This is a genomic window from Dyella sp. C9 (assembly GCF_003332825.1).
Taxonomy (GTDB): Bacteria; Pseudomonadota; Gammaproteobacteria; order Xanthomonadales; family Rhodanobacteraceae; genus Dyella.
Map to the genome: position 1 here is coordinate 35,940 of NZ_QIRF01000020.1, position 25,354 is coordinate 61,293.

Here is a 25,354-nt window from a genome sequence, read left to right on the forward strand (position 1 = left end):
CCTCAACGCACGGTCTTGCCGTGACGTGTCGGCGCTGGCGCCATATGTGACGACGGCGTGACGACGAGGCCGTCCATATGTCCGCCGGAACGAGAGAGGTTTGACCTTGAGTAACCGCGAGCTGGACTACTCCGTTGGGCAATGGTCCAGCGAGATCGTGTCGTTCCAGGACGAGCCCCTGGTGTTGGTCGACGAGCACGACCGCGAGACCGGGTTTCTCGACAAGGCTGCTGCGCACAGCGGGCAGGGCACCCTGCACAGGGCTTTTTCGTTGTTCATCTTCAATCGCGAAGGCAAGCTGCTGCTGCAGCAGCGTGCAGGCGGAAAGCGCCTGTGGCCCGGCTTCTGGTCCAATTCCTGTTGTAGCCATCCGCGCCGCGGCGAATCCATGGAGAGGGCAATTCATCGCCGCCTTCATGAGGAGCTTGGCCTGCAATGCGAGCTGCGTTTCGTGTTCAAGTTCCAGTACCAGGCCCAGTTCGACAACGAAGGGGCCGAGAACGAGTTGTGCTGGGTCTACGTGGGGCATTGCGACGACGACCCGGTGGTGAATGCGAACGAGATCGAAGCGCTGCGCTATGTGGCGCTGGACGAGCTCGATCGGGAGGTTGCGGCTGACCCCGCCGCGTTCACGCCATGGTTCAAGATCGAGTGGGAGCGCCTGCGCAGGGATCATGGGGTGCTGCTCGCGGGAGCTGCATTGTCCTCGGCCTGAGCTTCGGTGCTTGCGGATGGCAATGGGTGACATCACGGTGTAAAACGTCCACGTGCCACGACGTCATCGAGAAGATGGTGGTCGGGCCTGGATCCATCGATATGCGACGAGGAGATTCCGTTGGGCATTCCTCTTATTCAGCAGATCAAGATCGCGCGCTACATCATTGGCAAGAAGCTGAGCGGACAGAAGCGCTATCCGCTGGCGATGATGTTGGAGCCCCTGTTCCAGTGCAATCTGGCGTGTGCAGGTTGCGGCAAGATCGATCATCCCAAGGAAATCCTGCAGAAGCGCATGAGCGTCGAGCAGGCGCTGCAGGCCGTGGATGAGTGCGATGCGCCCGTGGTGTCCATTCCCGGTGGTGAGCCACTGATCCACAAGGAGCTTCCGCAGATCGTGCAGGGCATCATCGCGCGCGAGAAGTTCGTCTACCTTTGCACGAATGCGATCCTGCTGCCCAAGCACATCGATGAATACACGCCGTCGCCGTACTTCACCTGGTCGATCCACCTGGATGGCCTGAAGGAGCGGCATGACGCCTCGGTGTGCATGGAGGGCGTATTCGACAAGGCGGTGGCCGCCATCAAGCTGGCGCTGTCGCGCGGATTCCGCGTCACCATCAACTGCACGTTGTTCAACAACGAGCAGCCGGAGGAAATCGCGGCGTTCTTCGATTACGCCACTTCACTGGGCATCGAGGGCATCACGGTTTCACCGGGCTACAGCTACCAGCATGCGCCGCGCCAGGACGTGTTCCTCGGTCGCACCGAGAGCAAGCAGTTGTTCCGCGATGTGTTCCGCATCGGCCAGGCGCGCAAGAGCAAATGGGTGTTCAACCAGTCCTCGATGTTCCTGGACTTCATTGCGGGCAACCAGAATTACCAGTGCACGCCCTGGTCCAATCCCACCTACAACATCTTCGGCTGGCAGAAGCCTTGCTACCTGTTGGTCGACGAGGGCTACGCGAGCAGCTACAAGGAGCTGATGGAAGACACCGCGTGGGAAAAGTACGGTGTCGGCATCAATCCCAAGTGCGACAACTGCATGGCGCATTGTGGCTTCGAGGGCACGGCGGTGGATGACACCTTTGCCCATCCGCTGAAGGCCGCGCGCGTGTCGATGTTCGGTCCGCGCACCGAGGGTGCGATGGCGCCGGACCTGCCGGTGTTGTATGGCGACCGGGTCGATGCCACGGCCATCCATATTCCGGTCAGCGCCATTACGCGGCGCGGGGCGACCTCGGGAGTGGATGTGGGTCGCTGAGCGTGATGCTTGTCACCATCTGTGCGGTGATTTCCGTCCTGATGTGGGTGGGCCTGCTGGCCGCCCCGTGGCGGCCATGGAGTACCCGCGAGCACCTCGAGGCCGGCGGGGCGCCACTGGATCTGTCGGGTATCACGGTGCTCATTCCGGCGCGCAACGAGGCCGAGGTGCTTGGGTCGACTTTGGCCGGCCTGCGGGCGCAGGGGCCGGGCTTGAGTATCGTGGTGATCGACGACCAGTCCACCGATGGCACGGCCGTCATCGCGGCCGGCGTGCCGCACGTGACGGTCATTCCCGGACAGCCACTTCCTGAGGGCTGGGCCGGCAAGCTGTGGGCGCTGGAGCAGGGGCTCCAGCACGTGCGCACGCCCATGGTGCTGCTGCTGGACGCGGACATCGAGCTGCGCCCCGGGCTGCTGCCTGCCTTGCTGGCACTGAAGCTGCGCGAGCACCGGCAACTGGTGTCGCTGATGGCGGACCTGCGGCGCACCAGCTTCTGGGATCGCCTGTTGCTGCCGGCCTTCGTCTACTACTTCAAGCTCATCTATCCGTTTGCGCTTGCCAATGGACCTTCGCGCCGGGTCGCGGCGGCGGCAGGCGGGTGCATCCTGGTCGATGCCGAGGCGCTGCAGCAGGCAGGGGCCTTTGCCAGCCTGCGCGATGCGTTGATCGACGACTGCACGCTGGCCCGGTGCGTCAAGCAGGCGGGTGGCAGGACCTGGCTCGGCCTGAGTCGTGACGTGGTGAGCCTCAGGCCTTACGGCCACTTTGGTGCGATCCACCAGATGGTGGCGCGTTCGGCATTCACTCAGCTCGGCTATTCGTTGGCGCTGTTGCTGCTGGTGACGCTGCTGTTTGCGCTGGCCTATGGCGCACCCTGGCTGGTGCTGGTTACGGCCGCGCTGTGGCCCTGGGGTCTGCTGGCCCTGGCGGCGATGATGCTCAGTTACCTCCCGATATTGCGTTACTACCGGATGTCGCCGTTGTGGGCGCTGCTGTTGCCGGTGAGTGCGGCCTTGTACCTGGGCATGACCTGGAGTTCGGCCATCCGTTACTGGAGGGGCGTGCGCTCGCAATGGAAGGGGCGGGTCTACAGCAGCTGAGCGGCTTCGTGTCACCCGTGGAAGCTGTGCTGGATGCGGTGCAGCTGGGTGTTGCTGCGTCGATGCAGCACGGCAAGGATTTCGGTGACGATGGCCATCGCGGTTTCCGTCGGGGCTTCGGAGCCTATGTCCAGTCCGGCTGGTGCGTGCAGGCGCAGCCCCTGGTAGCCCGCCTCGTCCCGCATGCGGCGGGCCCGGTCACGCGACGCCGGTGCGCCGATGTACACCACGGGCGTGTCCCGCAAGGCCTTGAGGTAGGCGATGTCCCGCTCGAGGTTGTGGGTCATCACCAGCACGGAGCTGTACACGTCGAGGGCTAGTTCGGCGCGGATGCGATCGGGCGTGGCGCACAGGGTGGTCGCGCCTTCGGGTATCGGGGCATGGCGGAGCCGCTGGGGGTCGCCGTCCACCAGGGTGAGTCGCCAGCCGAGCGCGCCGGCCACCTTCAGTACGGCGCGGGCGTCGGCATCGCTGCCGATGACGATGAGCGAATGCACGGGGTTGATCGTTTCAAGCAACACTTCGAAGCGCCGCGCGCCGACGGCCAGGCGGCGTACGGCCGGGGCCGCGAAGTCGCTCGGTCCGACGGCAGTCACGATGGCGTCCGCCAGTGCAGGGTCGTCCAGGCCGTCGTGCAGCACCTGTGAGCCGCACAGCACCAGGTGGCGCGGCGCGAGCGTCTGGCCATCGGCGGCGAAGAGCGTGGCCAGCCACGGTCCATGTCGCCGATCGAGGCCGTCGGCCAATGCGTCCGCGAAGGCGACGCCCGTGGCGGGCAGGGGTTCGATCAACACGTCGAGCTCGCCATCGAGCTCTGTCGCGAGGTTTTCGCCAGGCCCCTGTCTCGTGCCGTAGCTCAGCCGCTGTGGATGGGTGCTGTCGATCGCCTCCAGGCAATGCAGCACGATGTCCTTCTGCAGGCTCCCTCCCGCCAGCTCGCACAGCACCTGGCCATCATCGAATACCAGCATGTGCGTTCCGGTGCGCCGAAACGTGGGGCCCTCGGCCCTGACGATGGTGGCCAGCGCGGCCTCGCGTGCATCGTTGCGGCCCAGCGCGCGCAGTGCGTCGATCAGGTCTCGCCATTCCTCTGCCGAATTCATCGATACCTCGGAAATGGGTCGGTTGGGGCGTGCCCCCCGGCGGCGGGCGAGGACTGTGCCTCAAGCGGGGTGGTTTTCGCGCGAAGGCGTGCTGCCCGCGGTGGTGCGATCCACGAAGCGGTCGCAATGGCTAGACTTCGGGGTGGGTTTGCCAGTCCGACGGCGAGGATCTCATGTTCGAGCTCAAGGGTATGCTTTCGCTTCAGGCGGGAGGGCGGATGCTGGGTGGTAGCGATCGCATCGAGCTGCTGGCCCGCATCGGCGAAACCGGGTCGATCACTGCCGCCGCCCGCGCGGTGGGCATGAGTTACAAGGGGGCCTGGGATGCCGTCGATGCCATGAACAACCTGGCCGACGAGCCGCTGGTGGTTCGTGCGGCGGGCGGCAGGCATGGCGGTGGCACCCGGCTGACCGCACGCGGTGAGCAGTTGGTGAGGGCGTTTGCCGCGCTGGAGCAGGAGCACCGGCGCTTCGTCGAGCGGCTGAGCGCGCTGGACGAGGTATCCATCGAAAACATGGCGCTCGTGGGGCGTTTGATGATCAGGACCAGTGCACGCAATCAGTTGGCCGGCAAGGTCGCCGTGGTGCGCAAGGGCGCGGTGAACGACCTGGTGGAACTGGAGATTGCCGGCGGCGATCGCATCGTTGCCACCATCACCAGCGAGAGCACCGAAACCCTGCGCCTGGCGCCGGGTGCGGAGGCCGTGGCGCTGATCAAGGCTTCGTCGGTGTTGATCGGCCTGCCTGAACCGGGCATGCGGCTGTCGGCCCGCAACCAGCTGGCCGGGCGGGTGACACAGGTGACCCGCGGGGCGGTGAATACCGAGGTCAGGCTGGCCCTGAGGGGCGGCAGCGTGGTGGTGGCGATCATCACCAACGACAGTGCCCAGGCCCTGGGGCTGGCCGAGGGGCAGGAGGCCATCGCCGTCATCAAGGCATCCAGCATCATCCTCGGCACCTCCGGCTGACGACGGCCGGGGAGCCTGTGGCGGCCAGTGCGTCTGGACGTCGATATGTAATGCGTTATATAACGCCAGCAGTTGCGCCAAGCCTGTCGGTCACCCCTTTAGTCCCGCCCTCCGGCACCTCTGCCGCGGGGTCCGTGCGTCGAAGAAGGATGTGCTTCATGCCGAGGAAGATCGCGACCCGACTCCATGCCCGTGCCACCTGGTTGTTGCTGGGCTGTTGCCTTGCCTGGGGTGTCATCGCGGCCGATGCGGCCGCTCCTGCGGCGGTGGGCGCGGTCGAGGTGGTCGTGGCTGGCAAGCCCGGGCTGACCCTGGGCCGGGAGGCGTTGTCCGGCCTGCCGCGCACCACCATAACGGCCGCTGCGCACGAGGAAGCCGCAAGCCAATGGCAGGGCGTTGCGCTCGACGAAATCCTGCGTCGTGCCGGCGCCCCGCTGGACAAGCCCCTGCGCGGACGCAATCTGGCCAGCTACGTACGGGTGACGGCGTCCGACCACTACCAGGTGGTTTTCGGGCTGGCCGAGCTGGACCCCACCCTGGGCCATGCCCGGGTCATCCTGGCGGACCAGCGGGACGGCAAGCCGTTGGGCGACGATGGTCCGTTCCGCCTGGTGGTCGAGGGCGACCAGCGGCCGGCGCGCTGGGTACGCAACGTGACCCGCATCGAAGTGATCGACGGCTCCACCAACGCTCCCTGAGTTGCGACAGAGACGGTGGGGCGGCGCCGTGCGCCGTTCCCGCTCCCGACCTATGGGCATGCCCTGGAGGCTTCCTTGATGAGCAAGAAACTCCTCGTGGTGATGTGCAGTGCGTGGCTGGCGGGTTTGTGCGGACAGGCGAGGGCGGATGACCTGTCCGATGCGCTCACCCAGGCCAAGGTGGACGGCGAGTTGCGTGCCTACGACTTCAGTCGCTGGTACGACAGCGACAAGACGCCCGATGCCCATGCGTTCTCGATGGCGGCCTTGATCAACGCCCAGACCGGCGCGTTCCTTGGTGGCTTCAGCGTGGGTGTCTCGGTGTTTTCAGCCACCTCGCTGGGCACCCACTCGGACACGCTGGCAAAGATCGACACCACCCTGGCTGGCCCCAACAACAGCATCACCGGCGCCAGCCAGGCGTTCCTGCAGTTCCAGAACTACGGCGTGCTGTTTCGAGGCGGCTACCAGTACCTGGACAACCCGTGGATGGGCAACAACGACTCGCGCATCATTCCCTCGTCGTACAACGCGGTAAGCCTTGCCTATTCGATCCAGGACAACTGGAAGATCATCGGCATCCGCGAGTTCGAGTGGAAGAGCCGCACGTCCACCGGCATGTTCAAGGACAACCTGTACTACCCGTCCACCTATGACGGCGACTCGATGTATGGCAACAACGGTTCGCTGCCCATCACGGCGCCCAAGGTCAACGGCACCTGGTCGGTGGGTACCACCTACGTCAGCGATTCGCTGAAGGCCGAGGCCTGGTACAACAGCTTTCTCGACCTCACCCGCATGGGCTACCTCAACGGCAGCTATACCTTCCATACCGATACGCCGTTCAATCCGTCGGTGGCCCTGCAGTACCTCAACGAAAATGGCGGTGGCGACAGCGTGCTGGTGGAAACCCACACCAAGCTGTTCGGTGAGGCGGGTGACCGGGTGCGGGCCGAAGCCTGGGGCGCGGATGTCGGCACGACCATCTTCGATGGCCGCATCGACTTTGCTTACAACAAGCTCAATCACGAGGACGGGGCTGTCGGCGGCGGCGCCCTGATTTCGCCCTACACCTCCAACTACGGCACCGACCCGCTGTTCACCACCTCGATGATCCGCGGCCTGGTGGAGACGGGTCCGGGCCATGCCTGGAAGGCCAAGGCCATGTACAACTTCTTCAACAAGCAGCTGCAGCTGGTCGCTGCCTATGCCAAGTACGACACCGACTATCGTGGCGACAGCCATGACCTGTACTTCGACATCATCTATCACCTCGACGGCTGGCTGAAGGGTCTCACCTTGCGCAATCGCTGGGAGCGCTCCGCCGGAGGCATCGACAACCTCAATCCGAACAACCAGGCCTTCACCTACGATCGGGTGATGATTTCGTACAAGTTCTAAGGTGGTCGTGCTGACAAGCTGCATCCAGCCGCGCCCCTCGGGTGGTGACGGGGGTGCTCGCGCCGCCGGGCAAGCTGCCGGCGGCAATACTGCCAAAAGTCTGGATTGCCCATTTCGTCCACTCCGGGTAGCTTCGCCGCTTGACCTGCGCGCGGCATGGATTCGCTGACCGGAGACCACCATCGTGAAACTGCTCAACTTCCATGCAGAGGGCGGTGTGCGGGCTGGGGTGTTGCATCCCGGCGGCGTGGAGGATTTGGCCACCACGGGGCGCTGGTACGGGGCCTTGCCGGTAACCCGCGATGGGATCGAGCAGCTTGGGCGTCAGGTGGGTGGACCGCCTGATGGTTTGCTTTCGCTGGAGGGCCTCCAGCTGGCCCCGGTGGTGATGGCGCCGGAAAAGGTGATCTGCGTCGGTCTCAATTACCGCCGGCAGGCCACGGCGGCGCAGGCAAGCCTGCCCAAGGTGCCCTCGATCTACGGCAAGTTCGCCAACAGCCTGAGCGCGCACGGCGCGGAAGTGGTGCTGCCGCCGATCGACCACAAATACGACTACGAAGCCGAGCTGGGTGTGGTGATCGGGCAGGAGGCCCGCGATGTGCCGGAGGCGAAGGCGCTGGATCACGTGGCGGGTTATTGCTGCGTCAACGACCTGAGTGCGCGTTCGGTGCAGCTGGCCACCAGCCAGTGGACCGCCGGCAAGATGATCGACGGCTTCTTGCCGATCGGTCCGTTCCTGGTCACGCACGACGAGATTCCCAATCCGCAATCGCTGGGCATTCGCAGCTTCGTCAACGGCCAGCAGCGTCAGGGTTCGTCCACCGGGGACATGATCTTCAGCGTGGCGCGGCTGATCTCCTATCTTTCGCGGCTGGTCACGCTCAAGCCGGGTGACGTGATCGCCACCGGCACGCCCGAGGGCGTGCAGGCCAGTGCGGCGCGCCCCGAGTGGCTGAAGCCCGGCGATGAGGTGGTGGTGGAGATCGACGGCGTGGGTCGCTTGTCCAGCCGGCTGGTGGCGCCACGACGTCGGCGCGCCCAGGCGTAGCGCATGGGCCTGTCTAGCCGTTAACCCGTTCGTGCATGGATTCGCAGTGGCGAATCAGGTTGGGGCGATCGAGCACGAATTGCCTGAGTGGCGTGCGGATGTCGTAGTAGTAGATGTTGGCGACGAATCCGTAGATGGCGGCATCGACCGAGTGCGGGCTCGCGCCGAACATGTAGGCCTTGGGCCCGAGCAGTTCGCCGATGACGCCCAGGTCGGCGATGCCTCGCTCGTAGACCTGCGCCGGCTCGTAGCGGCCAATGCCCTGGTAGTAGTAGCGCTGCTGGTTGTAGTCATGGGCCGCCGCCATGTCGCTTTCCGTGATGTCCGGATGCGTTGAAAGCACCAGTTGCCGGAACGCTGGCCAGTACCGTTCGTCGCTCCAGCGCGAATAGCTCATGGGCCAGTAAAGGTCGTCCAGGGTGCGGCCTGTCAGGTACGCAAGGTTTTGCTGTTCGGGTGAGAGATCGTCATCGATCGCAAGGCTGTAGCGTTGCTTGAGGTAGGGGATGATCGCATCGCTGTCTCCGATGCTCTGCTCGCCGTCGACCAGGTAAGGCAGCTGCCCGCGCGGGGCGAGGCGGGTGTCGAGGATATGCCGTTGCTCGAACGGCAGCTCGCACAGCCGCATGAAGGCATAGACCTTCAGGCCAAACGGATTGTTGTCCGCGACGCCGCACAGTTCCGGGTAGGAATACAGGATGGGCTTGTTCACGTTGCGGGCCTCGTCAGCGGCGTTGCGGCAGGGTAGAAGGGTGGGTGGTGGCCATTGCCTTGGGTCTCATCCTGCCGCATGGCGACCTGGAGTTCTTTCCAGATCGCAGCGGCCGTGCGGTGCGCCGCATGCCGGTAGCGGTGGTTTCGCTGCGCGGCTTCGTTGATGCGGCAGTACCGGTCAGGTCTCCGTCGGCCGCCCGCGGCTCCGGCTCAGCAGGTGCGTTTTCTCGTCACCCGCCAGGGACAGGTAGCGTTCGTACTGGCGCAGCGCGTCGGCGATGATTTCCTGCTCGCGCAGATGGCTGATGTCGTAGCCGCTGCGGGCATCGGCAAAGAACGTGACGACCCGGTACAGGTGCTCCTGGTCCGACTCGACGGACTCGCGCAGCAGGAAATATGGAGAGCGTTTGCGCACGACCCTGGCGCCGTAGGCGAACTCGCGCAGGCTGACGGAGGGCACGATGATCCGCACCTCGTCGTCTCCGTCTTCCGTGCGCGCCTCGATCCCGGCTCTGGATAGCTCGGCCGCCACCTTGGCCAGCGCGGAAAGCACCGTGCCCCGCAGGAACTGGCGCGCTTCCTGTTCGCTGGTTTCGCGGACGATGCGCGACAGGCGCAGTCGCCAGTGCTCGCCGGTCCAGTAGCTGGTGGCGGCCCCCACCTCCTGCATCGAGTGCGCCTGGTCGGCCTTCAATCCCTGCCAGAGCCCGTAGCAGAGCGCGAGCATGATGGCCGCCACGGGAAGTGCCGCCACCAGGGTCAGTGCCTGCAATGCCTTCAGTCCGCCGGCTGCGAGCAGGAGTGCCGCGGTGAGGCCGAGCACTCCTGCCCAGAACAATCGCTGCCACACGGGAGAGCGCGGGGCGCCTCGGGTGGCGATGGTGTCGATGACGAAGGCGCCGGAGTCGGCCGAGGTGATGAAGAACACCGCCACCAGCACGATGGCGACCAGGGAGAGCAGTTTGCTCAGCGGCAGGTAGTCGAAGAAGCGGAACAGCAGGTCGTCCACGTTGGCGGCGGTCTGCGCCAGCGCGCCGGCGGCACGATGCGTGTCCAGCCAGATCGCGGTGTCGCCGAACACGGTCATCCATACCAGGTTGAACGCGGTGGGCACCAGCAGCACGCCGGTGACGAACTGCCGGATGGTGCGTCCGCGCGAAATGCGCGCGATGAACATGCCCACGAAGGGTGACCACGATATCCACCATGCCCAGTACTGGATGGTCCAGTCGCCGAACCAGCTGGGCTCGCGCGTGGGTTCGTAGGCATAGGTGTGCAGCGACAGCTGGGCCAGGTGCGAAAGGTAGTTGCCGATGTTGTCGCCCAGTGCGCTGAGCAGGTACGAGGTGGGGCCAGCCAGCAGCACGAACACCATCAGCGAAACGGCCAGCAGCAGGTTGATCTCGGAGAGTATGCGCACGCCCTTGTCGAGCCCTGAGGCCGCCGATGCGCCGGCCAGCATGATCACCACGACGATGAGCGTGATGCGGAAACCCTCGCCGCTGGTATCCCAGTCGCCGACGGTGTGCAGGCCGGCGCTCAGCTGCAGCACGCCGTAGCCCAGCGTGGTGGCGATGCCGGCCACCGTGCCGACCAGTGCGAAAGCGTCCACCGAGTGGCCGATCCAGCCATGCACGCGGTCGCGCAGCACGGGGTAGAGGCCCGAGCGCAGCGTGAGCGGAAGGTGGTAACGAAAGCCGAAGTACGCCAGCACCAGCCCCATGACGCCGTAAATCGCCCATGCGCTGAAGCCCCAGTGGAAGAAGGTCATCAGCATGGCCTGCTGCGCGGCCTGCGGCGTGCTCCCGGTTGCCGTGGGCGGAGCCACGTAGTGCTGCATCGGTTCGCCCACGCCGAAGTACATCAGGCCGATGCCCATGCCGGCGGCGAACAGCATGGCTGTCCAGGAGATGAAGCTGAATTCCGGTTCCGCGTCGTCAGGGCCCAGCTTGATGTTGCCGAAGCGGCTGCACGCAATCAGCACGAGGAACAGCAGGAAGGCGGCCACCGCCATCACGTAGAACCAGTCAAAGCGTTCCACCACCCATGCCTGGGCGCCGCTGAACCAGCGGTCGGCCAGCGTCGGGCGAATGGCGCACAGCGCAAGCAGGCCGCCGAGCACCAGTAGTGAAGGCCATACGATCGGGGCCTTGAGGGTGGTTCTTGGGTGCGATCTGCCGGCGACCATGTGGGGCCTCGCTTCGCCATGTCCAGGACGGGTGTTCCGTAGAACCACCTACGGAAGTCCGGCGCGATGAGCGCACATGTACCAATGGGCATGTGGTTGCGAGGTGGATTTGCCTGGCGCCAGGGGCTATGCGGTGGAAGCGACCTGTGCCACGGCGCCGCCGATGATGAGCTTCATGCTCTCCCGGTAGCGCCGGTCGAACTGATCGAACAACACCGCGCCGGCCTTGCGCATGAACGGAAAGCGGCCCGCGTCCAGCGCCTTGTTGCGTTGTTCCAGGTCGTATGCGGGGGAGCGCTCGCCGGGGCGGGGGAACACGGCCTGCTCCTCGACCACGAAGCCGATGGTGAAGGTGTATACCGTGCTCATCAGCACCACGGTCTGCCGGTGCGACAGGCCGGTGCCTTGCAGGTGGATTCCAATGCGTTCGGTGGTTTCGTGGAACAGCGCGTTGGTCAGCCGGGAGCCGGCCACCATGCGCCCGCCATCGCGGTATTTCAGCAGGTTTTTGCGGATGCCTTCACCGAAGGCGAGGGCCCATGCCGCCAGGTCACCGGTTTCCCTGGCGGGCACCAGGTCGGGTGCGGCCTCGGCCAGTACCAGGGTCGCCATTTCGTCGATAAGAGCCTCTTTGCTCTTGAAATGCCAGTACAGCGTGGGTGCCTGGATATCCAGCCGGGATGCCAGCTGTCGCAGCGTGAGTGCATCCAGCCCGATGTCGTCGAGCAGTTGCAGGGCGGTGCGGACAATGAGTTCCCGGTTCACTTTCATGCTTGGCGCCTTCGAGGTTGCGAGCAAACTCTAACACGAGTAGAGTAAATCTAACGATGTTAAATTTACCCCGGTGATCGGGGTGTACCCACAGAGAGGTTTCCCCATGAAAGCAGCCGTTGTTTACGGGGCGGGCCAGTCGCCCCGGTATGCCGATTTCCACGAGCCCTTGCCGCTTGCCGGCGAGGAGCTGGTGTCCGTGCGCGCTTCCGCGCTCAGCCAGTTCACCCGCTCCCGCGCCTCGGGGCGCCATTACAGCGCGAGCGGCGAATTTCCAGCCGTGGCTGGATCCGATGGCGTGGGCGTCACGCAGGATGGCCGGCGCGTCTATTTCGCGCTGCCGGAGGCGCCGTTTGGCGCCATGGCCGAGCGCTCGCGGGTATCGGCCTCCCGTTGCGTCGACCTGCCGCCGGACATCGACGACGTCACCGCCGCGGCCATCGCCAACCCTGGCATGTCCGCCTGGGCGGCGCTGGTAACTCGCGCCGGCATCAAGCCGGGAGAGACCGTGCTGATCAACGGCGCCGCGGGTATCGCCGGGCGATTGGCGGTGCAGTTGGCCAGGTACCTGGGGGCGTCCCGGGTCATTGCCACCGCCCGCAACGCGGCGGCGCTGCAGGAGGTTCGGGCGCTGGGCGCCGATGTGGTCATTCCATTTGACTTGGAGTCGGGCGCCGCAGGCGCGCAGGCGTTCGAGCAGGCCCTGAAGGAGCAGTTCGCCCGCGGCGTGGACATCGTGGTGGACTACCTCTGGGGCAAGAGTGCCGAGGTGGTCATGGCGGCGATTGCCAAGGCCGCGGAGGACTGTGCGCCCGTGCGTTTCGTGCATGTGGGGGCATCCAGCGGCGCGGACATCTTGCTGCCGGGTGCCGCGCTGCGCTCGTCCGCCATCGTGCTGATGGGCAGCGGCATCAAGAGCGTGCCGTTCCAGGACATGCTGGACGCCGTGCGCCACGTCTATGCGGCGGTAGGTCCGGCGGCCCTGAAAATCGCGACCAGGGTCGTGCCGTTGTCGGAGGTCGAGAATGCCTGGGCCGACGAATCGGGCAAGGAGCGCATCGTGTTCGTGATGGACGAGGCCTGAAGCATCGCCGGGACCCCGACGCCCTTCGGCGTGAGGCCGCCATGTTCCGCAGTCGGTCGTTGTCTCTTGCGGGGTTCTTGACCGGCAGTCCACCCGGGGCTGCCTATCCTGCCGGGCGAACGTGACGGGTGCTGCCTCACGGCAGGCCCGTTGCGCCCTTTCCCCGTGCGAGGAGAATCCAGTGGCGCGTAAAGTTGCGGATGTGATGGTCGAAGTCCTGCTGCAGGCAGGCGCCAAGCGGTGCTATGGCGTACCCGGTGACACGCTGAATTTCTTTACCGATGCCGTGCGGCGCTCCGAGTTGCGCTGGGTGCACGTTCGTCATGAGGAGGCCGGCGCGATGGCGGCCGGCGCTGACGCGCTGCTCAGCGACGAGTTGGCGTTGTGCGCGGGCTCTTGCGGGCCGGGCAGCCTGCATTTCATCAATGGCTTGTGGGAAAGCAACCGCAACCGCGCGCCGGTGGTGTTGATTGCCAGCCAGATCACACGCGATGAACAGGGTTTCGACTTTCCGCAGGAGGTCGACTTCAAGTCGATCTATAGCGTGGGCACGGTGTTCTGCGAGGAGATTCGCACGCCGGCGCAGGCGCGCCGGATGACCGCCATGGCTGCGCAGGCGGCGCTGTCCCACAAGGGCGTGGCGGTGCTGATCGTGCCGATCGACGTATCGCGCGCCAGTGCGCCGGAGGAGCCCGATTTCGCCGTGCATCGCGCAGCCCCCGTGGTTCACCCCAGCGATGCGGAGCTGGAGCGGATCGCGGAGGCGCTCAACAGGGGCGGGCGCATCACCATCTATGGCGGGTCGGGGTGTGCCAAGGCGCATGACCAGGTGGTCGCCCTGGCGCAGAAGTTGAAGGCCCCGGTGGCCCGTACCTCGCGCGCCAAGGATTTCCTGGAGCATGACAACCCCTGTGACGTCGGCATGACCGGCGTGTTTGGCGGCAAGGGCGGCTACCAGGCACTTACCGAGTGCGACACCCTGTTGCTGCTGGGTTGCGATTTCGCCTGGCGACAGTTCTATCCCGAGCGCGCCACCATCATCCAGGTGGACATCGATGGCGCGCACCTGGGGCGTCGGCATCCGGTGGACATTGGCGTGGTGGGTGATGTCGCCCCGACACTGGATGCGCTGCTGCCACGGGTGAAATCGCGCGAGGATCGCCAGTTCCTCGACGACTGCCTCGAGGAAACGACGAAGAGCAAACAAAAGCTCGAGCAGCGCGCAGTGGCGAAGCCCGGCCCGATCCACCCGCAGTACCTGGTCGAGACGATTGCCGCGCATGCCCAGCCGGATGCGGTCTATACGGCCGATGGCGGATCGCCGATGGTGTGGTGCCTGCGCCATGTGCCATCCACCGGCCGCAACCGCACCATCGTCAGCCTGAGCCACGGCACCATGGCCAACGCCATGCCGCAGGCGCTGGGCGCCCAGGCGGCGTTTCCGCAGCGCCAGGTGATTTCGCTGTCCGGCGATGGCGGCCTCGCCATGTTGCTTGGCGACCTGCTCACCACGGTGCAGGAAAAGCTGCCGATCAAGGTGGCGGTATTCAACAATGGCGCGCTGGGTTTTGTCGAAATCGAGCAGAAGGTGGAAGGCCTGCTCGATGCGTATACCGATCTGCACAACCCTGACTTTTCGCGCGTGGCCGAGGCGATGGGCATCTGGGGGCGGCGCGTGGAGCACGCCGACGCCCTCGATGATGCGGTGCGCGAATGGCTGGCCGCCCCGGGTGCCGCGCTGCTGGATGTCGTGGTGCGTCGTAGCGAACTGGTGATGCCGCCGAAGATCGAGCCGGGGCAGGTGCTGGGTACGGCGCTTTATTCGGCCAAGGCGCTGCTTTCCGGGCGCACCGACGACGTGGTCGACCTGGTGAAGGATGCGCTTGGCGATTGACGGGCCGCAGCTGCCGTGGAACGTGCGATGACCCGGCCGTTGCGGCCGGGTGGGTCATGGGCCCCGGATCAATAGCCGGGGCCGATCAGGGTCCACAGCAGTGCGTAGAGCATGTGCAACCCGAGTCGCAGCGGTTGCCGTGGCTGGGGCTGGCGTGTGCTGGCATGGGCCATGCTCACGTGGCGTCGCACATCGGCCACCAGTCGCCATGCACGCTGGTGTTCGGGTTTCGCCGAATGCCATAGCGCCCACGCATGGTGGTCGGCGTGGCTGAATTCGCGTGATTGCATCCGCCCGAGCCAACAGGATGCCTCGAGTATCGCCTGGTGCTCGGTGTCGTCGGTGAGCATGGCGTGCATTTCCGAGCCGGCAAGCCGGCGCGCTGCGTGGACGACGGGGTCGAAAGGGGAGTCGCCCACACAGCGCGCGTTGGCTTACTGGAACTCGGTGCGGAACGTCACCACGTAGGCGCGAGGCTGCAGCAGGTAGTAGTTGGTCAGGCCGGACGCGTAGATGGCCTGTCCGTCGTATACCGTGTTGCCGGAGGCGTGCGAATACTCGTTGGCGACCGCATAGGTGTAGGCCTTGCGGTTGAGCAGGTTGCTGCCGTTGATGCGGATGGACGAGTGCTTGAACAGCTCCGTATCCGGCAGGTGCCAGCCCGCCGAGGCGCTCACCGTGGTGTAGCCGCCGGCCTTTTCGCTGTTGACGTAGTCGCCCCAGATGGCGCTGGAGTACTTGGCGCTGATGCTGGCGAAGAACGGGCCCTGGTGGAAGCGCAGGCGCGCAAACAGCATGTTCTTCGGCGTGGACGGCATGGTCTTGCCCTTGGTCGGGAAGATGCCGTCGTCGCCTTCGTCCATGTTGCCTTCCATCTTGGCCTGCGTGTACGTGTAGGCGCCGTACAGCGTGAACTGGCGCGACATGTTCCAGCTGGCTTCGGCGTTGAGGCCACGCATGCGCATCTTCGGGATCTCGAGGAAGTAGGTCTGTCCCGAGGTGTCGTCGTAGGCGCTGACGGTCTTGTTGCGGAAGTTGCTCTGGTACAGCGACGCGTTGAGGGAGAAGCTGTCGCCGTAATAGCGGTAGCCCAGGTCGTTGTTCCAGGCGGTCTCCGGCTCGTTGGCCTGCTTGCCCAGTACCTGGTTCATGAATACGGCCAGGTTCGGCGGCACGCGGTAGCTGGCGCCGATGCCGTAGTAGAACTGGCTGCGCTCATCCAGTGCGTACTTCACGCCCAGCGTCGGCAGCACCTTGTGGAAGGTGGCGCTAAGGTCCGACGAGCCGCAGGAGACGCGAACGGTCGGGTTGTTGCACTGGTTCGCCAGGTCGTACTTGTCGTAGTTCGAGTTCTTGGTGCCGTAGTCGGCGCCCGGGTACTCGTAGGCCGAGCCTTCGCGGGTGACATAGAGGTAGGCCAGGCCGGCGGAGAACGTCCACTTGTCGTTCGGCGTCCAGGTGTCGGTGAGGAAGCCCTTCTTCACCTCGGTGACGGTGTATTCGTTGTACTTGAGCTGTGGATCACCGTTGGGGTAGGTGATCAGGCTGTCTTCGTTCGACCAGTTGTCGTACGGCACGCCGGTGGCGGCGTTCACCATGCTGTAGCCCTGCCACTGCTGCTGGCGCGAGCGCTCGTACCACACACCGTATTCCAGGCTGTTGTCCATGCCCAGGTCCTGGTTGAGCTTGATGGTGACGCCGGGGCGATAGGTGGTGGAGTTGCTGAAGGCGTACACCTGGGCTTTCTGGTTGTTGGTGATCACGCCGTTCTGGTTGAGGTCGCCGTTGTAGTAACCCCACTCGTTGTCGTTGTACTTCGTCTCGGTGAAGTAGTTGCCCGTGCCCGAACCGCCGTCGCCCCAAATCATGTACGGCACCACCGACATGCGCAGGTTGTCGCTGAGGGTGAACTCGCCGTCCACGCTGGCCACCAGCGTCTTGAACGCATTGGTGTGCAGCTTGTAGTAGTTGCTGTCGTAGGTGCCGAGCTTGGTGGCGGTCCAGGTCTCGTCCCAGTTGTAGTCGTAGCCGTTCTGCGCCACGTCCTGCTTGGACACGGTGCGGTAGCGGTTCTTGAACTGGCGGTTGTACTGGAACGACGCCGTCACGCTGTTGCCGTCGTTGATGTCCCACAGCAGCTTGCCGTCGTACTTCTCAACGTGCTGGTGGCCCTTGCCGCGCCACAGCAGCGACTCGTTGTTGGAGTAGGAAAGCCAGCCGCGCACGGGGCCCATGTCGCCGGTGTTCAGGCGGACGAAGCTGCGGCGATAGTTGTTGCTGCCCAGCGACTGTTCGAAGTTGACGCCGAACTTGTGGTACGGCGTGAGCGTGGCCCATGCGATATGGCCGCCGGCTGCGCCGGTGTCGGGCATGTCCACGTCCGGGATGCCCTGCAGCACGGTGATGTCGCCCATGTTGCTGGTGTCGCCGTACTCGGTCGCGTAAGTCTGGTAGCTGCCCGAATCATTCAGAGGGGCGCCATTGACGCTCACGCCGATCTCGTCCGAGGTGAAGCCGCGGATGTTGAACTGGCCGTCCTGCATGCCGGTGATGTCGTCACTGGCGGAATAGGCACCCGGCACGCTTTCCAGCATCTGCGTGAAGTTGCTGCCCGGAGGAGCCTCTTCGATGGCCTCGCGGGTGATGGTGGATACGGCCTTGGGCGCATCCTGCACCGACATCAGGCCTGCGCCCAACGAGTTGGCCGTCACTTTCACCGTTTCCAGCTGTTCGGCTGCACGCTTGGTGGCGTTCGAGTTGGTGGTGTTGGAGGTTTCGGACACGCTGACCGGCTTGCGCTCGGTGGCGTTGGCATCCGTGCCGTTGTTCGCGCTGTTGTCCTGCGCGTTCACGCTGTGGATTGCGCCAAGCGAAAGCGCGATGCCAATGCTGATGGCGATGGTTTTCTTGTTGCTGAAGGTTTTCATGGCGAGTAGGTCGAGGTTGGTCAATGGTGGAAAACTTGGTCGCGCGCTTGCGCGGGTGTCATTGCCGCTGCTCGTTCTTGATCAATCCGGGGCTCCAGCAGGCGCACGAGTCCCCTGGCTGCTTTGCGAGGCAAAGCAACACGGAGCCGGCCCGGTGAGGAGCCGATGCGACCTGGATGGGCGTCAGTGCCGGACGGGCCGAGGCCCGGGATCCCCTGGGTGAAGCAAGTGATGAGCGCGGCAGAACCGGCGTCTGCCTGGTCTAGGTGCCCCTAACTTGTTTGAGCGGTCCAATCCCCTGCATTGGAGAAAACAAGGCCCGCGCCCGTCTGGCGCGAATCGCGCACGAATCTCGAGCGAATGGGTCGCGTTGGATGCTTCGAGCCCGCCTGTGGCATCGCGCCTTGCGATGCCGGGGGTGGCGCCGACTGCCGGGTCGGGACCTGTCCGTGCTTCGAATGCCTGGAGCGCCGCGGCTAAATGGTGTGCCAACACCCCGAAAACCTGACGCGGCACTGACTGTAGCCGTAGGTATGTGACAGTTCAACGCAATATCGCAAGAAAAATATGACGTTTTGTATTTTATTACGCCAAGAACCTGCGTCAACGCGGGGGTTTGCGGTCAGGGCGATGGCGACGGCGGTGGCAAAGCCAGGTCCATGGTTGCTCGTTTTGGGTCGTGCAGCGCCATTTTCGAGCGGAAATCCGGCGGGGTTGCCATGCGGGCAGGGTGCGCGCGCCCACGCGCGCTCGGCGCAGCGGGCTCGCGGCGCGGTCCCTTGCCGGTGGCGCAAGAAATGTCCAATTTCGCAGGTTGTTTTCGTCAGTTCCTGCGAATGAAAGTCTCGCGCAAGCTATTGAATTCACGCGCGTTTATGCCGCAATTAACGGGTCAATTTCTACATTGCGAATAGGAATGATTCGCGATAGCTTTTTGTCGAAAGGGCGGTGATTCGACGGCTATCCGGTCGTGCCCTAGGGCCAATCAAAAGGGGCGGACATGCGTGAACAGTGCGGTGCTTGCAAAGGGCCGGGGCGTCGACACGGCGGACGGAAGTGGCGTGCAGCGCTGTCGCTGGGTGGCTTGCTCGTCGCTGGTGCTGCGCATGCGGGCGTGCCGCCATTATCGGTGCCCATCACCTCGGACGAGGTCAACGGCCAGCCCAAGAACCTCGCCAGCTTCCTTGGCGATCTCAAGCGCAGCAACTTCATGCTGGGCGACATGTTTGGCTTGCGCACCGGCCTGAGCAAATACGGCATCTCGCTGGCCATCCAGGAAACCAGCGAGGTGCTCGGCAACGCCACCGGCGGCACGCAGCGCGGCGCCCAGTACGACGGGCTGACCCAGATGATCATGCAGTGGGATACGCGCAGAGGCATCGGCTGGTACGGTGGCCTGCTCAACGTCAGCGCCTTGCAGATTCATGGCCAGAATCTCAGCGCCGACAACCTGTCGACCATACAGACCGCGAGCGGCATCGAGGCCGATCGTGCGACGCGCCTGTGGGAGCTCTGGTACGACCAGAAATTCCTGGAGGAAGATCGGCTGGACATCAAGGTGGGGCAGCAGAGCGTCGACCAGGAATTCATCGTCAGCAGCAATGCGTCGTACTTCATGAACACGATGTTCGGCTGGCCTGCGCTGCCTTCCTACAACATGCCCGGTGGCGGCCCGGCTTACCCGCTGTCGGCGCTGGGTGTCCGCTTTCGTTATCGACCCGTCGACTCCATCAACCTGTTGCTGGGTGTCTTCAACGGCAGCCCGACCAGCAACAACGAGGGCGATCCCCAGCAGACCAATCCTTCCGGCACCAGTTTTCCGCTGGGCGGCGGCCGGCTCATCATGGCCGAACTGCAATACGCCTATCCCGCGCTGGGTAGCATGGTGTATCCCGGCGAGTCCGCGCCACTGGCGCGTACCTACCGCATCGGTGCCTGGTACGACACCGAGAGCTTCGCCGACGTGCGCTACGACACGCAGGGTTTGCCGCTCGCCAGTCCCGCGAGCAGCGGCGTGCCAGGACAGCACAAGGGCAATTTTTCGTTGTATGCGGTGGCAGACCAGATGCTCTGGCGCAGCAGCAGTGATCCCAACCAGACCTTCAACGCGTTTGGCCGCGTGATGGGAACGCCGCAGAACGACCGGAACTTCATCCGGTTCAGTATGAATGCCGGCGTCGTGCTGCATGAGCCGTTCCGCAATCGCGCCGACGACACCTTCGGCGTGGGCATGGGCTACGTACGCGTATCCACCGGCATATCGGGGCTCGATCGCGACACCGAGCACTTCGCGTTGTTGTCCGATCCTGACAGTTTCAACGTGGTTCGCAGCTCCGAAACCTATGTCGAAATGACCTACCAGTACCAGCTCAGGCCTTGGTGGCAGCTGCAGCCGGACCTGCAATACGTATTCAACCCCGGTGGTGGCCTGGTCAATCCGAGCGATCCCACCCGCCGCATCGGCAATGAGCTGGTGCTTGGCCTGCGTACGAATATCCTGTTCTGAGGTGATGGCAATGAAGCAGTCGATTTCCGCTCCCACGCACGGCCTTCGCGGGTGGCTTGTTGCCGCCGGCGTGATGCTGGCCCTCGCGGCGCACGCCTCGGACGAGCCCAGGGGCATGCTTGAAAGCATTCATCGCCACGTGACGCTGACCTCCTCGGTTACCGACAACGGCGACCTCAACCCGTACGCCGTGGTGGTTGCACCGGTGTCCGCCGGCACGATCCAGAAGGACGACGTGCTGGTCGACAACTTCAACAACCTCTCCAATCTCCAGGGTACCGGGACGACCATCATCGATTACCGGCCGTCGACCAAGCAGACCACGCTGTTCGCCAAGCTCCCGCAGCATCTTCCGGAGTGCCCTGGCGGCGTTGGCCTGACGACGGCGATGACCATGCTCAAGACCGGCTGGATCATCGTGGGCAGCACGCCCAGCACCGATGGCACCACGGCAACCAAGGGCGACGGCTGCCTGATCGTGCTCGATCCCAACGGCAAGATGGTGGCTGCGTGGTCGGGCCCGACCATCAACGATCCGTGGGGTGACATGGCAGTGGTGGACAATGGCTCGACCGCCACGCTGTTCATCAGCATGGCGGGTTTTGGCCTGCCCAGTCCCGATGTGATCGACAAGGCCACGGGCTTCCCGGTGGTGATCCACAAGGCCACCGTGCTGCGGCTCAACCTGAAGATTCCCGACGGCAAGCCGCCGGTGCTGGTTGACCAGACGGTTATCGGTGACGGCTTCGCGCAGCGAGCCGATCGCGACAACTTCCTGCTCGGCCCGACCGGCCTGGCACTGGGGCCCGACAATACGCTGTATGTCACCGACGGCCTGGAAAACGTCATTACCTCGATTCCTGACGCGTTGAGTCGTACCGACAGCGCAGGCACCGGCAGACAGCTCACCAAGGATGGCCTGCTGAGCTGGCCGCTGGCGATGGTCTACACGCCAGTCGGGCACCTGCTGGTGTGCAACGGCAAGGACGGGCAGGTGGTGGAGATCGATCCGGTCAGCGGCAAGCAGATCTACAGCCAGTGGATCGACTCGGACCAGGCCCAGTCGCCGCCGGGCAATGGCGACCTGTTTGGCATCGCGCTGACACCGGATGGCCAGGGCTTCTACTACGTCGAGGACGACATGAACACGCTGGTGAGAGGTGGGAAATGAGTGCAAGCGACGAGCCCCTGGTGAAAGGGCGGCGACACTTCCTCGCCTCGGCGACCACCCTGGCTGCGGCGGCATCGGTGGCCCCCGCGCTGGCCCATGCGCGCGCCAGGCAGCCGGCGACCGCCGAGCCGGTCGAGGCGGCCGTGGTGCCGTTCTTTGGTGAGCACCAGGCCGGCATTGCCACGCCACAGCAATCCCATGTGTATTTCGCCGCGTTTGATGTGGCGACCGAGAAGCGCGACGAGCTGATCGCCATGCTCAAGGTCTGGACCGCGGCAGCCGCGCGCCTCAGTCAAGGGCAGCCGGTGGCGCCACTGTCTGGCGACGGCAGCAAGGAGCCGGTGGATTCGGGCGAGGCGCAGGGTTTGTCGCCCGCTCGCCTGACCCTGACGTTTGGTTTCGGGCCTGGCCTGTTCGCCAAGGACGGCCAGGATCGCTTCGGGCTGGGCGCGCGTCGGCCGGCGGCGCTGGTGGATTTGCCGCGCTTCAATGGCGACCAACTCGTGGCCGAGCGCACCGGTGGCGACCTGTGCATCCAGGCCTGCGCCAACGATCCGCAGGTGGCCTTTCATGCGGTGCGCCAGTTGTCGCGGTTGTCGTACGGGGCGGCCAGGCTGCGCTGGGCGCAGCCTGGGTTCCTGTCGAGCAATCGCGCTACGCATGAAACGCCGCGCAACCTCATGGGGTTCAAGGACGGCACCATGAACCCCGATCGCGCCAACCCCAAGGTCATGGGCGACTTCGTCTGGGCGGGCGCCGAAACGCCGTGGATGCAGGGCGGCTCCTATCTGGTGGCTCGTCCGATCCGTATCGCGCTGGAGCACTGGGATCGGATGAAGCTCGCCTTCCAGGAACAGGTGGTCGGTCGCCACAAGGATACCGGCGCACCGCTAGGCAAGCAGGGCGAGTTCGATGCGCTGGATCTGGATGCCAACGATGCCGATGGCAATCCGGTGCTGCCGGAGAACTCCCACGTCCGCCTCGGGGCGCCCGAGCTCAACGACGGGGCGCAGATCCTTCGGCGCTCCTATTCGTACGACAACGGCCTGAGCTTCACGGCAGAGCGCTGGCCGCCCTGGCGGCAGGCGATGGAGTTTGACGCCGGGCTGATGTTCCTGTGCTTTCAGGGAGATCCGCGACAGGGGTTCATCAAGATCTTCGAACGGATGTCCAAGTTCGACATGATGAACCAGTTCGTGACTCACATTGGTGGTGGTGTGTTTGCCTGTCCTCCGGGTGTGCAGGAGGGTGGCTACATCGGTCAGGCCTTGTTCGCCCAGGCGTAGCCGCAGGGTGGTTTGGCATGGTTCGCGCCTCGCCAGGGCGCGGGCCGGGCAGTCGCGTCCTCATGTAGTCTTCACGTCGCGATGCTAGATTGCGGTCCGTTCACGGAATGATGACTTCCACCACCGCAAAGGGGCTACACCCATATGCATCCGTTGTTTCGCGTAGTTGTCGCAGCAAGCCTTGCCCTGGGCGTCACCGCCGGCGCCTTCGCCGCCACTCCCGCCACCGGCCTTGGACAATCCTGGCCGAATGCGCCGGATGTCAGTACCAATCCCCATTTCCATGTGTACGTGTTCGAATTGGGTGGCGTGCGCTACATCCAGGTGAATGACACCAACGGCAACGTCCTGGGAAGCGTGGGTACGGCCAGCGGTCAGTTCATCACCTTGCCGGTGGGCCGGTTTGCCAGCCTGGTCTCGACGCCCTCGCAGCCGGCGGCCGCACAGTCGGCGAGCCCTGCGGCGGCGGCACAGGCGGTCTACAACGATGGGGTGACGTCGGTTTCGGTGACGCCGTTGTCCAATGGCGCGTTGAAGCTCGAGGCCGCGACTGCGCAGGGAACCTGCGATCCGATCGACTGCAACATCAAGAACCAGTAATCCAGCCAGCCACCCCCGCGTCAAGCGCGGGGGTGGTGCGCTCCAAGCAGTGAAACCACCAGTCGCGCACCGTCCTCGAGGGAGCGGCGACGCATATGGCCTTCAAAGGTCGCCGTACGGTCTTCAATGGCGCGCCAGCCCATGCCGCTCGAGCAGAGTCGCAGGCGGGGCAGGAGTTGGCCCCACTGGATATCCATGGGCTGCTGCGAATCGCTGCGCGTCTGCACGAAAACGGCGATTCGCGGCCTGCCGCGTGTTCCGCAGCGGATCTTCACCAGTACGCGATTCACATTCCTGTCCGTGCATGCCTCGGAAATTGCGTCGCATACGATGCGATAGACGGCCAGGTGCATCGCGTGCGAAAAGTGGCTGATCGGGCCGCGGATATCGCACCAGTACCTGACGCCGGCATCCGACAACATGCGGGCCAGTCCACCCTGGATAAGTGCGCCGGGCAGGCCCCTGTCCCGCAACAGCGGCGGATGCAGCGAGTCGGTGAGCAGGTCAAGTTGATCCTGGGCCGACTGCGCCAGGCGGCGGACGCCGTGGTCGTCGGTGGTGGGCTGCGCGTGCCTCAGGCGTGCCAGCACCTGGCCGACGATGCCGCCCACCGATTCCCGGACGTTCTCGACGGCGAGCGCCGCGCTGCGCAGCTGTACCTCGCCGAGATAGACGTTGCGCTGTGCCAGCGCCAGCGCCATGCGTAGATCCAGTCGCTCCTGCTCGGCGCGTCGGTTGAGCACCGTCACATGCGCGCCCACCAGAAGCATCGTGGTGATGGCCAGCGCCAACAACGTTTCGGCCTCCATCGTGGCAGGGTCGTTGCGCTCGGGCATCAGCATCATGATGCTGATGCTGGCCAGGGTGCCGCTCAACGCCGCTCCCTTCCATCCCTGGCGCAATGCCAGGAATGCCACCGGAAGGAACATGCCCATTTGTGCCACGGGTCGCAGGTTCGGATCCCTCACGCCGACCAGTCCAAAGAAGCAAAGCGCGGGAACCACCAGGAAGATGCATTCGAAGAGCAGCCTGCTGTCCATGACGTCGTGCGACCAGTCGCTCCATCGGCCCCGGCCTTCCGCAATGGTCCAGGCGATCACCAGTGCACTGGGTACGACCGTGAGCACGCCCAGGTAATTGCCGAGAATCAGGCGCGGAACCACATCGTCGTACTGCACGTCGTAGTCTGGCGGCAGCGGCGTCAGGTGCAGCTGCAGCAACGTGACCAGGGTGGCCATCGACGAGACCAGTACCAGGCACACCACCAGCGCCATCAGGTTGAGGCTGCGTGGTTTGGGGAACAGTTGTCCGCGCTCGCGAAATAGCCATGCCACGGGCGCGTAGTACGCGATGGCGGGGATGAGGTTCACCAGTGCCCAGGCGAGGCCGAACTGCGGGTAGCACTCGATGCTCACGAAGGCCATGCGCACCAGACCGCCGATCAGCAGGGCGGGCCAGTAGGCGTAGTTCAGCAGGAGCAGCAGGCTCAGGTGGAACCCGGTGATTACAATCCAATGGGGAAGCGTGACCTGGCGCAGCAGAAAGAGGGCCGAACAATAAGCCGCAGCCACGGCGGCATGCCGAAACAGGGCTGACGCCCGCACTCCAACCTGCATCTCGCTTCCCCTTTGACGAAATCCCGGTTTGGGTTGCCGCAAATCGGCTGATCACACCCGCGCCGCCGTGAAGTACGCGTGATCCCCGGGGCGTTTCCTCTGTTTGGCGGCTTTTCCCCTTGTCGCGGCCTGATTCCAGCACGGCGGTCAGGCCGAAAGAATCGATCTGGATCACTGTTCGGCGAGATGGTTGCTTGGCCGCACGCGTGTCTTCTGGGTGGGCGCGTCGATCGGGGGTGGCGGTGCAGGTCGTCTTTCCATGCCGCCCGCATCCTTGTCGGTGTGCCGGCGAACCATG

Annotated in this window: 20 protein-coding genes; 13 read left to right on the forward strand and 7 right to left on the reverse strand. The window is 64.7% G+C overall.

Translation table 11 applies throughout. From position 1 onward, the window contains the following. Window positions 1-100 precede the first annotated feature (100 nt). The 3 genes from idi to DVU99_RS17640 all read left to right on the forward strand — a co-directional run bounded on the left by idi (window position 101) and on the right by DVU99_RS17640 (window position 3,081). Entirely contained in the window at window positions 101-715 is a 615-nt protein-coding gene (idi, locus tag DVU99_RS17630) for an isopentenyl-diphosphate Delta-isomerase (protein ID WP_232823648.1), read from the forward strand. Between the two features lie 120 nt (window positions 716-835). Further along, on the forward strand, window positions 836-1,978 hold the full coding sequence (gene hpnH / locus DVU99_RS17635) for an adenosyl-hopene transferase HpnH (protein ID WP_114241544.1): 1,143 nt from the start codon (window positions 836-838) through the stop codon (window positions 1,976-1,978). Window positions 1,979-1,983: 5 nt separating this feature from the next. Beyond that, window positions 1,984-3,081: a glycosyltransferase gene (locus DVU99_RS17640; RefSeq protein ID WP_114241545.1), complete on the forward strand. Its 1,098-nt coding sequence runs from the start codon at window positions 1,984-1,986 to the stop codon at window positions 3,079-3,081. An 11-nt stretch (window positions 3,082-3,092) separates the two neighbouring features. Here DVU99_RS17640 and DVU99_RS17645 read toward each other — a convergent pair whose 3' ends face one another. After that, a complete protein-coding gene (locus tag DVU99_RS17645; RefSeq protein WP_114241546.1) occupies window positions 3,093-4,184 on the reverse strand; it encodes an XdhC family protein in 1,092 nt (363 codons plus the stop codon). A 173-nt stretch (window positions 4,185-4,357) separates the two neighbouring features. Here DVU99_RS17645 and DVU99_RS17650 point away from each other — a divergent pair, with 173 nt between their 5' ends. The 4 genes from DVU99_RS17650 to DVU99_RS17665 all read left to right on the forward strand — a co-directional run bounded on the left by DVU99_RS17650 (window position 4,358) and on the right by DVU99_RS17665 (window position 8,299). Continuing rightward, window positions 4,358-5,152 (forward strand): TOBE domain-containing protein, encoded by a 795-nt coding sequence (locus DVU99_RS17650; RefSeq protein WP_114241547.1) that lies wholly within the window; start codon window positions 4,358-4,360, stop codon window positions 5,150-5,152. A gap of 158 nt (window positions 5,153-5,310) precedes the next feature. Then, the gene (locus DVU99_RS17655; RefSeq protein ID WP_157971476.1) at window positions 5,311-5,850 is read left to right on the forward strand and encodes a molybdopterin-dependent oxidoreductase; all 540 of its coding nucleotides are present in this window, start codon (window positions 5,311-5,313) and stop codon (window positions 5,848-5,850) included. A gap of 78 nt (window positions 5,851-5,928) precedes the next feature. Further along, the gene (locus DVU99_RS17660) at window positions 5,929-7,251 is read left to right on the forward strand and encodes a hypothetical protein (RefSeq protein WP_114241549.1); all 1,323 of its coding nucleotides are present in this window, start codon (window positions 5,929-5,931) and stop codon (window positions 7,249-7,251) included. A gap of 184 nt (window positions 7,252-7,435) precedes the next feature. Continuing rightward, complete coding sequence (locus DVU99_RS17665; protein ID WP_114241550.1) at window positions 7,436-8,299, forward strand: fumarylacetoacetate hydrolase family protein; 864 nt, start codon at window positions 7,436-7,438, stop codon at window positions 8,297-8,299. Window positions 8,300-8,312: 13 nt separating this feature from the next. Here DVU99_RS17665 and DVU99_RS17670 read toward each other — a convergent pair whose 3' ends face one another. The 3 genes from DVU99_RS17670 to DVU99_RS17680 all read right to left on the reverse strand — a co-directional run bounded on the left by DVU99_RS17670 (window position 8,313) and on the right by DVU99_RS17680 (window position 11,972). Further along, on the reverse strand, window positions 8,313-9,011 hold the full coding sequence (locus tag DVU99_RS17670) for a glutathione S-transferase family protein (protein ID WP_198670374.1): 699 nt from the start codon (window positions 9,009-9,011) through the stop codon (window positions 8,313-8,315). Window positions 9,012-9,191: 180 nt separating this feature from the next. Beyond that, window positions 9,192-11,201, reverse strand: a complete 2,010-nt coding sequence (locus DVU99_RS17675; RefSeq protein ID WP_114241551.1) for a BCCT family transporter — start codon at window positions 11,199-11,201, stop codon at window positions 9,192-9,194. Window positions 11,202-11,327: 126 nt separating this feature from the next. After that, entirely contained in the window at window positions 11,328-11,972 is a 645-nt protein-coding gene (locus tag DVU99_RS17680; RefSeq protein ID WP_114241552.1) for a TetR/AcrR family transcriptional regulator C-terminal domain-containing protein, read from the reverse strand. 106 nt (window positions 11,973-12,078) lie between these two features. Between DVU99_RS17680 and DVU99_RS17685 the strand changes: the two genes are divergently transcribed. Next, a complete protein-coding gene (locus tag DVU99_RS17685; protein ID WP_114241553.1) occupies window positions 12,079-13,056 on the forward strand; it encodes a zinc-binding alcohol dehydrogenase family protein in 978 nt (325 codons plus the stop codon). 181 nt (window positions 13,057-13,237) lie between these two features. Further along, the gene (locus DVU99_RS17690) at window positions 13,238-14,950 is read left to right on the forward strand and encodes a thiamine pyrophosphate-dependent enzyme (RefSeq protein WP_198670375.1); all 1,713 of its coding nucleotides are present in this window, start codon (window positions 13,238-13,240) and stop codon (window positions 14,948-14,950) included. A gap of 68 nt (window positions 14,951-15,018) precedes the next feature. On the opposite strand, the gene DVU99_RS17695 is transcribed toward DVU99_RS17690, so the two are convergent. Further along, a complete protein-coding gene (locus tag DVU99_RS17695; RefSeq protein ID WP_157971477.1) occupies window positions 15,019-15,300 on the reverse strand; it encodes a DUF4880 domain-containing protein in 282 nt (93 codons plus the stop codon). Between the two features lie 84 nt (window positions 15,301-15,384). Then, a complete protein-coding gene (locus tag DVU99_RS17700; RefSeq protein WP_114241580.1) occupies window positions 15,385-17,877 on the reverse strand; it encodes a TonB-dependent receptor in 2,493 nt (830 codons plus the stop codon). A 1,114-nt stretch (window positions 17,878-18,991) separates the two neighbouring features. Here DVU99_RS17700 and DVU99_RS17705 point away from each other — a divergent pair. The 4 genes from DVU99_RS17705 to DVU99_RS17720 all read left to right on the forward strand — a co-directional run bounded on the left by DVU99_RS17705 (window position 18,992) and on the right by DVU99_RS17720 (window position 23,440). Further along, window positions 18,992-20,383, forward strand: coding sequence for a carbohydrate porin (locus DVU99_RS17705; protein ID WP_198670376.1), 1,392 nt, complete (start codon window positions 18,992-18,994; stop codon window positions 20,381-20,383). A 115-nt stretch (window positions 20,384-20,498) separates the two neighbouring features. Then, window positions 20,499-21,554, forward strand: coding sequence for a hypothetical protein (locus DVU99_RS17710; RefSeq protein WP_198670377.1), 1,056 nt, complete (start codon window positions 20,499-20,501; stop codon window positions 21,552-21,554). Beyond that, window positions 21,551-22,840: an iron uptake transporter deferrochelatase/peroxidase subunit gene (gene efeB / locus DVU99_RS17715; protein ID WP_114241558.1), complete on the forward strand. Its 1,290-nt coding sequence runs from the start codon at window positions 21,551-21,553 to the stop codon at window positions 22,838-22,840. The genes DVU99_RS17710 and efeB overlap by 4 nt, the downstream gene beginning before the upstream one ends. Before the next feature lie 144 nt (window positions 22,841-22,984). Further along, window positions 22,985-23,440: a hypothetical protein gene (locus DVU99_RS17720; protein ID WP_114241559.1), complete on the forward strand. Its 456-nt coding sequence runs from the start codon at window positions 22,985-22,987 to the stop codon at window positions 23,438-23,440. A gap of 20 nt (window positions 23,441-23,460) precedes the next feature. On the opposite strand, the gene DVU99_RS17725 is transcribed toward DVU99_RS17720, so the two are convergent. Further along, window positions 23,461-25,011: an MASE1 domain-containing protein gene (locus DVU99_RS17725; RefSeq protein WP_157971478.1), complete on the reverse strand. Its 1,551-nt coding sequence runs from the start codon at window positions 25,009-25,011 to the stop codon at window positions 23,461-23,463. Window positions 25,012-25,354 lie beyond the last annotated feature (343 nt).